Raw genomic sequence first — 12,359 nt, 5'->3', positions numbered from 1 at the left:
GGTCACGGTCCGAACCAACGCTCCTCCGCGCCACCGCGCGGCGCGGCCGACGTCTTGCCGATGATCAGCTCGGTGGCGAGGTTGACCGACCGCGGCCGGGTCCGCTCGCTCGCGTCCAGCAGCAGCTTGCCCGCCGCCCGGCCCTTCTCCAGCACCGGCTGACGGACCGTGGTGAGCCCGGCCTCCTCGCCAGCGCGGATGCCGTCGAACCCGGTCACCGTGATGTCGTGCGGCACGCGCAGGCCACGCCGGGCCGCCTCGGTCATCGCGCCGAGCGCCAGCACGTCCGAGGTGCAGATCAACGCGGTGATCTGCGGGTCGCGGTCGAGCACCTGGGCGGCGCCGGACGCACCGGAGGCCATGTTGTGGTCGAAGCGCTCGACCACGGGGATCTGGGACCAGTCGACGCCGGCCTCGCTGAACGCCTCGGCCAGGCCGGACAGGCGGTTGCGCTGCACGTGGAAGTGCGCGGCGTGCTGGCGGTCCGGGGTCACGAAGCCGTCGTTGCGGTCACGCGCCAGACGCATGCACACGACACCGACGCGGCGGTGGCCCAGTCCGATCAGGTGCTTGGCGAGCTCGTACATCGCGCCGCGGTCGTCGATGCCGACGCGGTCGACGGTGCCGAGGTCGGGCTGGTCGCACACGACGGTCGGGACCGGGCGCTCCAGCACGGCGGCGAGGTGCGGGTCGTCGTCCGGGACCGAGTAGACGACGAAGCCGTCGACACCCGCGCGGTGCACGGACGCGACGTCCTCGCGCTCGGGGTTGGCGGGGACCAGCAACAGGCCCGTGCCCGCGTCCTCACACGCCAGTGCGAGGCCCTCGAGGAAGCCGATCGCGGCCGGGTCGCGGAACGCGTAGGAGAGGTTCTCGGTGAGCAACAGACCCACCGCCCCTGCCTTGCGCGTGCGCAACGAACGCGCCACAGGATCCGGGCCGGGATAACCCAGCCTTCGGGCCGTGTCCAACACCCGCCGGCGCAGCTCGGGCGAGAGCTGGTCGGGACGGTTGTAGGCGTTGGACACCGTTGTCCGGGAAACGCCCAGCTCAGCGGCCAATGAGGCCAGCGTCGCCGGACGTCGCACATGCATCGACCGCGCCATGAAAGGACCGTAACGGTTCAGAACCAATTCGTGAAGCGAGGGTGACCTGTGTCCCTCAAATGACGCATCCGCGCTGGTTGACCCATCTGCCTTGTTCAGAAGTTGGTCCAGACCAATATGCCCCATTGGGCGTCTCACTTCGGAGGCGCAGACGATTCCCTCACGACGAGCCGCGGCCGGAAGACACGGGTGTAGTTGTCGGTGCTCTGCCTGCGGCGATCCGGATCCAGGCGCAGCACGAGCTCGTCGATCGCGGCCGCCGCCATCTCCTCGATCGGCTGCGCGAGCGTCGTCAAAGCGGGCGACGAATAGGCGGCCAGCGGAATGTCGTCGAACCCGACGACCGACAGATCTTCAGGTATCGAGATCCCTCGTTGGTGTGCTTCGCGCATCACGCCGAGCGCCATGTGGTCGGACGAGCAGATCACCGCGGTCGGCGCCACGGTGTCGAGCAACGCCGCGACCGCCACGCCACCGCCCTCCGCGCTGAACGGCGCGTGTGCGACGTACTCCGAGCCCGCCGGCAGGTGATCTTCTTCGAGTGCGGCGGCCCATCCCGCGCGCTTCAGCCGGGAGGGGAGGGATCGCGCCGGGCCGGAGACGAACCCGATCCGCTCGTGGCCGAGCTCGATCAGGTGCCTGGTGGCCATGTAACCGGCGAGCTGCTCGTCCACTGTCACGTCGGGCACGTCGAGCGCCGGCGTGGCACCGTTCAGGAAGACCATGTGGACGCCGTCCGCCAGGAGCTTCGCGTAGTAGCTCGGGCGCGGCGCCTGCCCGAGCGGCACCTCGACGTTGGTGATCTCCGGTGACACGAACACCATGCCCTCGACCCCGCGGGCCAGGAGCATCCGGACGTACTCCTCCTCGCCCATCGGCGCGCCGCTGCGGGTGTTGCACAGCAGTGACGAGTAGCCCAGGCGCGCGGCCCGCGTCTCCAGGGCCTCGGCGAACGCGGGGAAGACCGGGTTCGAGAGCTCCGGCACGAGCAGGCCGATCACGCCGGTGCGTTGCAGCGCACCGAGTCCGCGCGGGGTGTAGGGCATCTCCGTGAGCACCGACAGCACGCGCTGCCGGGTCTCCTCGTTCACACCCGCACGCCTGTTGAGGACTCGGCTCACGGTCGAGATGGACACCCCGGCTGCCCTGGCGATCTCGGACAGTCCGGACACGTTGCCTCCCTGGTCACGCTCGGTTCGGCGCAAGCTTGCCGCGTGCCGAAAAAATTTGCAACGCGTGTTTGCAAGACGTTGCCGTTACGGCTTGGTTACGGTCGACGTCTTGACCTGACCATGGTTCTGGTAGTGAAATCGCCCGCAACATTCTCGCAAAAACTTGCAAGACCCCTCATCTCACTGGGAGACGAGGGCCCAGCTGGAGGGAACGGCAGCAACGATGCGACGGACAACCCTCGTGACCGCCATGGCGACGGGTGTCGCCCTCGTGCTCACCGCCTGCGGAGGCGGTGGCTCGAGCACCAGCGGAGCCGACTCGGGTGAAGTGACCTTCTGGGACACCAGTGGCCCCAACGAGGGCCCCGTGTTCAAGAAGATCGCGGAGGACTGCGCCACCAAGGGCGGCTACAAGGTCAAGGTCGAGACGCAGGCCTTCGACACGGCCCTCGCGAACTACAAGACCGCCGCCCAGGGTGGCCAGGGTCCCGACGTGTTCCGCGCCGAGGTCGCCTGGGTGCCCGCGCTCGCCAAGCTCGGCTACGTCGCCGACCTGACGGACACCGACCTCACCAAGGACAGCTCCGACTTCGTCGAGGCCGCGCTCGGCTCCACGAAGTTCGAGGGCAAGTCCTACGCCGTGCCGCAGGTGACCGACACGCTGGCGCTGTTCTACAACAAGAAGAAGCTCGCCGACGCGGGCGTCGAGCCGCCGAAGACGTGGGACGAGGTCAAGGCCGCCGCCGCGAAGCTCGGCGGTGAGAAGTCGATCTTCCTGAACAACGACGCGTACTACGCGCTGCCGTTCATCTACGGCGAGGGCGGCGACCTGGTCGACGCCTCGGCGAAGAAGATCGTGGTCAACTCCGAGAAGAACGTGAAGGCGCTGCAGACCGCCAAGGGCCTGCTCGACGCCAAGGCCGCGTTCACGTCGCTGGACGCCACGAACTCCTACACCACGATGCAGGCCGCGTTCACCAGCGGCGACACCGCGATGGTGATCAACGGTCCGTGGTCGGTCGCCGACTACCTCAAGGGCACCGCGTTCACCGACAAGGCGAACCTCGGCATCGCGCCGGTCCCCGGTCCCACCGCGGGCAAGGGCAGCGCGCCGGTCGGTGGCCACGACTACGTGATCCGCCAGGGCACCAAGGCGAAGGCGTCGTCGATCAAGTTCATCCAGTGCATGGCGTCGGTCGAGTCGCAGGCCGCGATCGCCAAGGACCTGGGCCTGCTGCCGACCCGCAAGTCGGCCTACCAGAACGCCGACGTCAAGGCCAACGCCGTCGTCGCCGCGTTCGAGCCGGTCACCAAGACCGCGCACGAGCGGGCCTGGATCCCCGAGGGCGGCCAGCTGTTCGACCCGCTGAAGATCGCCTACGCCGACGTGCTCGCCGGCAAGAAGGAGGCGAAGGCGGCGCTGGACGAGGTCGCCAAGGCCTACAAGGACACCGTCGTGCCCGAGTACTCGATCGGCTGATTCCGGTTGTGCGGCCGGGGCTTTCGGGCCCCGGCCGTCGCCTGAGGTTCGGAGGAGTTCGGTGCGTCGGTTCCTGGACCGGTATTGGTACGCGTATGCGATGGTGCTGCCGGTCGTGGTGGTCATCGCGGTGTTGGTGCTCTACCCGCTCTTGCAGGGCGTGTTCTTCACCTTCACGAACATCAACGAGGGCAACATCGCCAACCCGGTCCTGGACCGGCCCGCGTCCTACGACGTGGTGGGCTTCAAGAACTACCTGAACGTCCTGTCCGGCGGCGAGTCGTACGGTGCGTTCTGGGGCACGCTGGTCCGCACGCTGATCTGGACGTTCGCCTGCGTGTTCTTCCACTACGTCATCGGCCTCGGCCTGGCGCTGCTGCTCAACCGGCAGGTGCGCGGCCGGTCGTTCTACCGGGTGCTGCTGATCCTGCCGTGGGCCGTGCCCGCGTTCATCAGCGCGTTCGCGTGGAAGTACATGTTCAACGCGCAGTACGGGATCATCAACCAGGTCCTGCGCGCCGCCGGCCTGCCCGACCCGGTGTGGCTCGGTCAGAACGACTGGGCGCTGGTGTCCGTGATCATCGTGAACGTGTGGCTGGGCGTCCCGTTCATGATGGTGGCGCTTCTCGGTGGCCTGCAGTCGATCCCGGGTGATCTCTACGAGGCGGCCGAAGTGGACGGTGCCACGCCCTGGCAGCGTTTCCGCAACGTGACGCTGCCGGGCCTGCGTTCGGTGTCGTCGACGGTGATCCTGCTGGGCATCATCTGGACGTTCAACATGTTCCCGGTGATCTACCTGGTGGCGGGCCCGAACCCGAACGCCAGGATCCTGGTGACCTACGCGTTCGAGCGCTTCTTCTCCGGTGCGTCCCGCGACTACGCGATCGCGTCGACCTACGGCGTGCTGATCCTTTCGGTGTTGTTGGTGTTCGCCTCGGTGTACCGGCGGGCGCTGCGCAAGCAGGGCGAGGTGTGGTGATGACGCTCGATGCTTCATCTCTCCAGGTGGTCAAGGCGACCGATCAGCGACTGCGCAGGGCGGACCGCTCCAAGGGTGCTTCGGCGCTGCTGCACGGTGCGCTGATCCTGGCGTCGATCATCGCGGTGTTCCCGATCTTCTGGGTCTTCGTGACCTCGCTGAAGCCGGACGCCCGTGCCGTCGAACCGACGCCCAAGCTGCTCAACGAGTCCTCTTTGGACAACTACACCCGGATCCTCGCGGGCGAGAAGGGCGACTTCATCGCCTGGTTCGGCAACTCCGTGGTGATCGCGTTGATGACGACCGTGCTCGGTGTCTTCATCTCGGCCACCGCCGGGTACGCGGCCTCGCGGTTCCGGTTCCCCGGCAAACGCGGCCTGATGATGTCGTTCCTGCTCGTGCAGATGTTCCCGTTCGCGGTGCTGATCGTTCCGCTGTACAACATCCTGATCGCGTTGGGGCTCAACGGAACTTCGATCGGCCTGGTGCTGGTCTACTGCACGACCGCGGTGCCGTTCTGCACCTACATGTTGAAGGGCTACTTCGACACGGTGCCCAACGACATCGACGAGGCCGGCCGCATGGACGGGCTCTCACCGTTCGGGGTGTTCTGGCGGCTGATCCTGCCGCTCGCGAAGCCAGGTCTTGCCGTGACCGCGTTCTACGCGTTCCTGACGGCGTGGGGTGAGGTGGCGTTCGCGTCCGCCTTCCTGTCGGCGGCGGACGAGTCGAAGACGCTGGCGGTCGGGCTGCAGGTGTTCGTGCAGCAGAACAGGACGGAGTGGGGCCACCTGGCCGCCGCCTCCATCCTGGTCGCCATTCCCGCGATCATCGTTTTCTACCTGGTGCAACGGTTCCTGGTGACCGGCCTCGCCTCGGGCGCGGTCAAGGGCTGACGGTCTCCCGCACCGGCCGATACCGCACGTCCACCTCCGAGTGGGGGTCGTCGGTGTCGAGCCGGTGCAGGTGGATCGGCACTCCGCCGGGGTTCTCGTAGAACCTGAGGCCGTCGCCGAGCAGCACGGGTGCGATGTGCAGCGCGATCTCGTCGACGAGCCCGCGCTCGATCAACTGGCGGCCGATGCTCGCCGAGAACACCTCGAGGTCCTTGCCGTCCGCCGCCTTGAGCCCGATCTGAACCGCCTCGGCGACGTCGCAGGTCAGGAACGTGACGCCCGCTGCCTGGGGCGCGTCCTCCGGGTGGTGGGTCATGATGAAGAGCTTGCCCACGAACTGGCCTCCGTACGGGGCGGTGGGATCCGGCACCTCCTCCCACCCCTTCCTGCCGCCGAGGATGGCGCCGGTGCGCTCGGCGTAGGAGTTGACCAGTTCCGGTTGGTCGGTCGTGCGGGACAACCAGTCGAAGCCGTTGTCCGGCGATGCGATGAAGCCGTCCAGAGACATCGAGAAGTGCAGTCGCACGTTGCCCATCGGTTCCTCCAGTGTCAGGTGCTCGGAGGGGCAGACCGGTGTGCCGCGGCAAACTCATCGGTCGTAGCGGGACCTCGCTTTGTCGACCTCGGTCAGGTTGCGCTTCGACCACTCCGCGAGCTGGTGGAAGATCGGCGCGAGGCTGCGCCCCAGTTCGCTGATCTCGTACTCCACCCGTGGCGGGACCTCCGGGTGGTAGGTCCTGGTGACCAGGCCGTCGCGCTCCAGCTGCCGCAGCCGCTGCGTGAGCACCTTCGGCGTGATCGTGCCGATCCGGCGTTCCAGCTCCACGAACCGCTGGCGGCCGTACTCGTTGAGCGTCCACAGGATCGGCGTCGTCCACCTGCTGAAGACCAGATCGACGACCGGTGCGATCGGGCAGGCCAGCTCGCTCTCCATCGGGTAGCCACTTTCCTCTAGGTACCTACTATCTTTGCGATGTTAGCTTCCTTCGCGACAGTGATCCAGTGAGGGAGTTGGCATCGTGATCGTGGTGACCGGGGCGACTGGGAACGTGGGACGCCCGTTGATGGAGTTGTTGGGGGACAAGGCGATCGGTGTGTCGCGGCCGGAGGTCGATCTGGCCCGGCCCGAGACGTTGGAGCCCGCCGTGGAGGGTGCCGAGTCGCTCTTCCTGCTGTTCGCCGGAGATCTGCTCGGGCCGGACACGGACATCGCGTCCGTGCTGGACGTGGCGAAGGCCGGTGGCGTTCGGCGGGTGGTGCTGCTGTCGTCGCAGGGTGCGGGCACGCGGCCGGCGATGGTGCCGCACTCGCGGCTGGCCGGGTTCGAGGAAGCCGTGCGGCAGTCGAGTCTGGAGTGGACGATCCTGCGGCCGAGCGGGTTCTTCTCGAACGCCTACGCGTGGGTCCAGCCGGTCCGCGAGCACGGTGTCGCGGCTGCGCCGTTCGCGGACGTGGCGCTGCCGTTCGTCGATCCGGCCGACATCGCCGCGGTGGCTGCTGTGGCGCTGCAGGGCGGCCATGAAGGCCGGACGTACGTGCTGACCGGTCCGGAAGCGCTGACTCCGGTGGAGCGGACGAAAGCGCTTTCGTCGGCCATCGGGCGCGAGATTCGGTTCGTCGAGCAGTCCGCAGAACAGGCGCGTGAGGAGATGTCGCGGTTCATGCCTCCGCCCGTTGTGGACGGAACGCTGACCATTCTCGGTTCGCCCACTGCAGAGGAACAGCAGGTCAGTGACCATGTTGAGCAGGTGACCGGGCGGAAGGCGGCCCGTTTCGCCGACTGGGCTGCCCGCAATGCGAAAGCGTTCTGAAACGTAAGCGCTTACGTCTGTTCCCGTAAGCGCTTGCAATGCCTAACGTCGCGCCCAGACAAGCGGTGAAAGGTGCGTCACATGGCAGAGGTGTCCTACGTCAAGGCGTCGCGGATCTTCTCCGGCAACCCGCCGGTCCGCGCGGTCGACGAGCTGTCGCTCGAGGTGACCGACGGCGAGTTCCTGGTGCTGGTCGGCCCGTCGGGTTCGGGTAAGTCGACCGCGCTGCGCATGCTCGCGGGCCTGGAGGACGTCGACGAGGGCGCCATCCACATCGGCGGCAAGGACGTGACGAACGTGCCGCCGAAGGGCCGGGACATCGCCATGGTCTTCCAGTCGTACGCGCTGTACCCGCACATGACGGTCGCGGAGAACATGGGCTTCGCGCTCAAGCTGCGTGGCGTCAGCAAGGCCGACATCAAGGCGAAGGTCGAAGAGGCCGCCAAGATGCTCGACCTGCAGAAGTACCTGGAGCGCAAGCCGAAGGCGCTGTCCGGTGGTCAGCGGCAGCGTGTCGCGATGGGTCGCGCCATCGTGCGTGAGCCCTCCGTGTTCCTCATGGACGAGCCGCTGTCCAACCTGGACGCGAAGCTCCGCGTCGAGACCCGTGCGAACATCGCGGCGCTGCAGCAGCGTCTCGGCACGACCACGATCTACGTCACGCACGACCAGGTCGAGGCCATGACCATGGGTCACCGCGTCGCCGTGCTCAAGGACGGCCTGCTGCAGCAGTGCGACACGCCTCGCGCGCTGTACGACCGCCCGGCCAACGCGTTCGTCGCGGGCTTCATCGGCTCGCCGGCCATGAACCTCAAGACCGTGCCGATCACGTCCGAGGGCGCCAAGCTCGACGGCATCATCGTGCCGCTGACCCGGTCCGCGCTCGACGCCGCCGGTGGCCTGGACGAGGTCACCTTCGGCATCCGGCCCGAGGCGCTCGGGCTCGTGCCGTCCGGTGACGAGGGCATGGACATGACCGTCGAGCTGGTCGAGGAGCTCGGCGCCGACGCGCTCGTGCACGGTGCCGTGAAGATCGGCGACTCGTCGCAGCGCTTCGTCGTCCGCGTCGACGGCCGCACGCCGCCGACACTGGGCCAGCACGTCAAGGTCGCCGTCCGCGACACCACCGAGATTCACCTGTTCCACCCCGAGTCGGGCGAACGCCTGGAGGCGTGAGTCACATGTGAAAGCCCCCGGCGTGACCGCCGGGGGCTTTTTCGTGTCGTAAACTGAACTCGACAACGGTTTCCATTACCTGATCGAGGGATGGTGTGATGACTCTCCGCAACGCTCTGGTGGGCGCGCTCGCCGTGGTGAGCCTGGCCGCGTGCGGCGCCAGCACGCCGTCCGCGGACACCGGCAAGATCCAGGTCGTCGCCTCCACGAACGTGTGGGGCAGCGTGATCAAGGCCGTCGGTGGCGACGAGGTCGAGGTCAAGGCGCTGCTGGACGACCCGTCCGCCGACCCGCACTCGTACGAGAGCAAGCCCGCGGACGCCGCGCTGATCAAGGACGCCAAGCTGGTCGTGTTCAACGGCGGTGGCTACGACGACTTCTTCCCCAAGCTGATCACCACGGACGGTCAGAAGAAGATCGAGGCGTTCCCGCTGCGCGACAACCACGCGGAGCCCGCGAGCGGGGCGCCGGACGCCGAAGGCCACGACCACAGCGTGAACGAGCACGTCTGGTACGACCTGCACACCGTGCGCGCGGTCGCCGAGGCGGCCGCGAACGAGCTGGGCGGCATCGCGCCGGGCAAGAAGACGACCTTCGAGAGCAACACCCAGAAGTTCACCGCCGCGCTGGAGGACCTGGAGAAGAAGGTCGCCGGTGTCGGCAAGGGCCGCAAGGTCGCCGCCACCGAGCCGATCGCGCACTACCTGCTCGACGCGACCGGGGCGCAGGACGTGACGCCCGAGGCGTTCAGCAAGGCGATCGAGGAGGAGTCGGACGTGCCGGCCGCCGCTCTCGCCGAGATGAACAAGCTGGTCGAGGGCAAGCAGGTCAACGCGCTGGTCAACAACACCCAGACCGAGAACCAGGTCACCAAGCAGCTGGTCGAGAAGGCCAAGACCGCCGGCGTGCCGGTCGTCGAGGTCACCGAGACGTTGCCGGCGGGTGCGACGGGCTACCTTGACTGGATGAGCAAGCAGGTGGACGCGCTTTCGCAGGCGCTCAAGGCATGACCGCGATCTCGCTGCGCGGTGCCCGGCTGTCCTACGGGGACAGAGTGCTGTGGGACGGGCTCGACCTCGACGTCGAGCCCGGTGAGTTCCTCGCGGTGCTCGGCCCGAACGGCTCCGGCAAGACCAGCCTGATGCGGGTGCTGCTGGGGTTGCAGCCGCTGTCGTCGGGCACGGTCTCGGTGGCCGGTGGCAGTCACGCCATCGGGTACATCCCGCAGCAGCGAGCGCTCGACCAGTCCATGACGTTGCGCGGCCGCGACCTCGTCGGCCTGGGCCTCGACGGCTACCGCTGGGGCCTGGGCCTGCGCAACCGTCGTGAACGCAAGACCCGCGTCGACGCGGCGATCGCCTCGGTCGGCGCCACCCGGTACGCGGACGAGCCGATCGGGCTGCTGTCCGGCGGCGAGCAGCAACGGCTGCGCGTCGCCCAGGCGCTCGTCGGCGACCCCGGCGTGATGCTCTGCGACGAACCGCTGCTGTCGCTCGACCTCGCGAACCAGCGCAACGTCAGCGAGCTGATCGACAAGCGCCGCCGCGAGGCGAACACGGCCGTCCTGTTCGTCACGCACGAGCTGAACCCGGTGCTGCCGCTGGTGGACCGGGTGCTGTACCTGGTGGGCGGGCGGTTCCGGGTGGGGACGCCGGAAGAGGTCATGACCTCCCGCACCTTGTCCGAGCTGTACCGGACGCCGGTCGAGGTGGTCCGCGTGCGCGACCAGATCCTCGTCGTCGGCGCGGGTGCCTGCGAGGAGCAGACGCACCACCTCGCCGCGGAGGCCACGTCGTGACGTTGTTCGACCTGCTCGAACTGGACTTCGTGCAGACCGCGCTGATCGCGGCCGCGGTGCTGGGGCTCGTCGCCGGCGTGCTGGGGCCGTTCATCGTGACGCGCAAGATGGCGTTCGCGGTGCACGGCACGAGCGAGCTCGCGTTCACCGGTGGCGCGGCGGCACTGCTGCTCGGCGTCAGCGTCGGGTACGGCGCGCTCGCAGGGTCGATCATCGCCGCCGTGCTGCTCGGGGTGCTGTCGCGGCGCGAGAGCGACCGGGACTCGGTGATCGGCGCGGTCCTCGCGTTCGGGCTCGGCATGGGCATCCTCATGCTCGCGCTCTACAAGGGACGGTCGTCGAACAAGTTCGGCCTGCTGGTCGGGCAGATCGTCGGGGTCGACTCCACGGACCTCAAGCTGCTGGTGATCTCGTCGATCGCCGTGCTGGCCGTGCTCGCGTTCATCTACCGGCCGTTGTTCTTCGCCTCGGTCGATCCGGACGTGGCGATCTCGCGCGGCGTGCCGGTGCGCGGGCTGTCGATCGTGTTCGCCGTGCTGGTCGGTGTCGCGACCGCGCTGAGCGTTCAGGTCGTCGGCGCGCTTCTGGTGCTGGCGTTGATGATCACGCCGGCAGCGGCCGCCATGCGCATCACCGCCTCGCCACTGCGCGCGACCGTGCTGTCGGTCGTTTTCGCCGAAGTGGCGGCGGTCGGCGGCATTCTGCTGTCGCTCCAACCAGGGCTTCCGGTGTCCGCTCTCGTCACGGCGGTGAGCTTCGTGATATACCTCGTATGCCGAGGTATTGGTGCTGTGCAACGACGTTCCACATGATGGACTGGCGTAACGGGTGTCTTTTCCCTGCTTGGCACGCTGACCAGGTGGCGTAACACGCTGGTAACAAACTGATCCTCGCTCGCCGTCCATGCTGTGGGCCATGAGCAGCAGCCCGCGTTCCGAGCGGCGGTTGCGCGCCGACCGGGCGCGGCAGGCCGCCGACGTCATCCGCCAGCAGGTGGTGCGCCGCGCGTTCCCCGACGGCGTGCTGCCCGACGAGCGGTTCCTCGCCGCCGAGTTCTCGGTGTCCCGCAACAGCATTCGCGAGGCGCTGGAACTGCTGCGCGAGGAAGGGCTCATCGACCGCGTGCCCGGTGTCGGCACGGTGGTCGTGGCGCACAAGGTCGAGCACGGGCTGAACCAGCTGATGGGCCTCGCGGAAACCCTGCACGAGCACGGGCAGATCACGAACGACGTGCGGGCGGCGACCGTGATCCGGGCGCCTTCTTCTGTCGCGCAACGGCTTCAGCTCCCGCCCGACTCCTCCGTCGTTTACGTCGAACGGTTGCGGCGGCTCAACGGACTGCCGTTGTCGCTCGACCTCACGTATCTCGCGCTGGACGTCGGGGAGCGGTTGCTCGACGAGGACCTCGTCAACCGCGACATCTTCTCGCTGATCGAGCAGACGTCCGGGCAGAAGCTCGGCACCGCCGCTGTCACGTTCGAAGCGGTCAACGCCGATCTGCACTCCGCGACCGTGCTGGAGGTGCCGCGCGGGGCGGCATTGATGGTCGTGGAACGGCTCAGCCACTACGCCGACGGTCGCCCGGTCGACCTCGAGTTCATCCGCATGCGCGGCGACCGCCTGACCATGCGCGCCGAAATCTGTCGCTGAACTTCCCAAAAGGATCCAACACAGTTCCCACCACCTTCACCTGGAGTTGAGTCATGGCTCTGGTCAACAACCGTGCCGACGTACCGGTCACGATCAACGAATCCAAGTGCATCGACGGGTGTCGGCTCTGCGTTGACATGTGCCCGCTCGACTCGCTGGCGATCAATCCGGACACCAACAAGGCGTACATGCACGTCGACGAGTGCTGGTACTGCGGGCCGTGCGCCGCTCGCTGCCCCACGGGTGCCGTGACCATCAACATGCCTTACCTCCTGCGGTGAAAGGAAAGCG

General features: G+C 67.7%; 14 protein-coding genes. 10 read left to right on the top strand and 4 right to left on the bottom strand.

Going from position 1 to position 12,359, the window contains the following annotated elements:
• Positions 1–2 precede the first annotated feature (2 nt).
• Both ACIA8G_RS41000 and ACIA8G_RS40995 read right to left on the bottom strand, forming a co-directional pair.
• Complete coding sequence (locus ACIA8G_RS41000) at positions 3–1,106, bottom strand: LacI family DNA-binding transcriptional regulator (RefSeq protein WP_396424197.1); 1,104 nt, start codon at positions 1,104–1,106, stop codon at positions 3–5.
• Positions 1,107–1,240: 134 nt separating this feature from the next.
• On the bottom strand, positions 1,241–2,278 hold the full coding sequence (locus ACIA8G_RS40995) for a LacI family DNA-binding transcriptional regulator (RefSeq protein ID WP_396424195.1): 1,038 nt from the start codon (positions 2,276–2,278) through the stop codon (positions 1,241–1,243).
• A gap of 223 nt (positions 2,279–2,501) precedes the next feature.
• On the opposite strand from ACIA8G_RS40995, the gene ACIA8G_RS40990 reads away from it, so the two are divergent.
• The 3 genes from ACIA8G_RS40990 to ACIA8G_RS40980 all read left to right on the top strand — a co-directional run bounded on the left by ACIA8G_RS40990 (position 2,502) and on the right by ACIA8G_RS40980 (position 5,633).
• The gene (locus ACIA8G_RS40990; RefSeq protein ID WP_396424194.1) at positions 2,502–3,758 is read left to right on the top strand and encodes an extracellular solute-binding protein; all 1,257 of its coding nucleotides are present in this window, start codon (positions 2,502–2,504) and stop codon (positions 3,756–3,758) included.
• A 61-nt stretch (positions 3,759–3,819) separates the two neighbouring features.
• Entirely contained in the window at positions 3,820–4,737 is a 918-nt protein-coding gene (locus ACIA8G_RS40985) for a carbohydrate ABC transporter permease (protein ID WP_396424193.1), read from the top strand.
• The gene (locus ACIA8G_RS40980; RefSeq protein WP_396424192.1) at positions 4,737–5,633 is read left to right on the top strand and encodes a sugar ABC transporter permease; all 897 of its coding nucleotides are present in this window, start codon (positions 4,737–4,739) and stop codon (positions 5,631–5,633) included. Before ACIA8G_RS40985 ends, ACIA8G_RS40980 begins: the two co-directional genes overlap by 1 nt.
• On the opposite strand, the gene ACIA8G_RS40975 is transcribed toward ACIA8G_RS40980, so the two are convergent.
• Both ACIA8G_RS40975 and ACIA8G_RS40970 read right to left on the bottom strand, forming a co-directional pair.
• Complete coding sequence (locus ACIA8G_RS40975) at positions 5,623–6,168, bottom strand: dihydrofolate reductase family protein (protein ID WP_396424191.1); 546 nt, start codon at positions 6,166–6,168, stop codon at positions 5,623–5,625. The two genes, ACIA8G_RS40980 and ACIA8G_RS40975, sit on opposite strands and share 11 nt — an antisense overlap.
• Before the next feature lie 54 nt (positions 6,169–6,222).
• Entirely contained in the window at positions 6,223–6,567 is a 345-nt protein-coding gene (locus ACIA8G_RS40970; RefSeq protein ID WP_396424190.1) for a winged helix-turn-helix transcriptional regulator, read from the bottom strand.
• A gap of 94 nt (positions 6,568–6,661) precedes the next feature.
• Here ACIA8G_RS40970 and ACIA8G_RS40965 point away from each other — a divergent pair, with 94 nt between their 5' ends.
• The 7 genes from ACIA8G_RS40965 (at position 6,662) to ACIA8G_RS40935 (ending at position 12,349) form a co-directional block, all read left to right on the top strand.
• Entirely contained in the window at positions 6,662–7,444 is a 783-nt protein-coding gene (locus ACIA8G_RS40965) for an NAD(P)H-binding protein (RefSeq protein ID WP_396424189.1), read from the top strand.
• 81 nt (positions 7,445–7,525) lie between these two features.
• A complete protein-coding gene (locus tag ACIA8G_RS40960) occupies positions 7,526–8,620 on the top strand; it encodes an ABC transporter ATP-binding protein (protein ID WP_396424188.1) in 1,095 nt (364 codons plus the stop codon).
• A 98-nt stretch (positions 8,621–8,718) separates the two neighbouring features.
• On the top strand, positions 8,719–9,630 hold the full coding sequence (locus ACIA8G_RS40955; protein WP_396424187.1) for a metal ABC transporter solute-binding protein, Zn/Mn family: 912 nt from the start codon (positions 8,719–8,721) through the stop codon (positions 9,628–9,630).
• Positions 9,627–10,418, top strand: a complete 792-nt coding sequence (locus tag ACIA8G_RS40950; RefSeq protein ID WP_396424186.1) for a metal ABC transporter ATP-binding protein — start codon at positions 9,627–9,629, stop codon at positions 10,416–10,418. Before ACIA8G_RS40955 ends, ACIA8G_RS40950 begins: the two co-directional genes overlap by 4 nt.
• Positions 10,415–11,230, top strand: a complete 816-nt coding sequence (locus ACIA8G_RS40945) for a metal ABC transporter permease (protein ID WP_396424184.1) — start codon at positions 10,415–10,417, stop codon at positions 11,228–11,230. Before ACIA8G_RS40950 ends, ACIA8G_RS40945 begins: the two co-directional genes overlap by 4 nt.
• A gap of 103 nt (positions 11,231–11,333) precedes the next feature.
• Positions 11,334–12,068: a GntR family transcriptional regulator gene (locus ACIA8G_RS40940; RefSeq protein ID WP_396424183.1), complete on the top strand. Its 735-nt coding sequence runs from the start codon at positions 11,334–11,336 to the stop codon at positions 12,066–12,068.
• Between the two features lie 53 nt (positions 12,069–12,121).
• Positions 12,122–12,349: a ferredoxin family protein gene (locus tag ACIA8G_RS40935; protein ID WP_189258738.1), complete on the top strand. Its 228-nt coding sequence runs from the start codon at positions 12,122–12,124 to the stop codon at positions 12,347–12,349.
• Positions 12,350–12,359: the final 10 nt, after the last annotated feature.

It is taken from the genome of Lentzea sp. NPDC051213, assembly GCF_044455585.1.
Classification (GTDB): Bacteria; Actinomycetota; Actinomycetes; order Mycobacteriales; family Pseudonocardiaceae; genus Lentzea.
The sequence above is the reverse complement of the archived record's forward strand: the minus strand, read 5'-3'. Positions and strand labels throughout refer to the sequence as shown.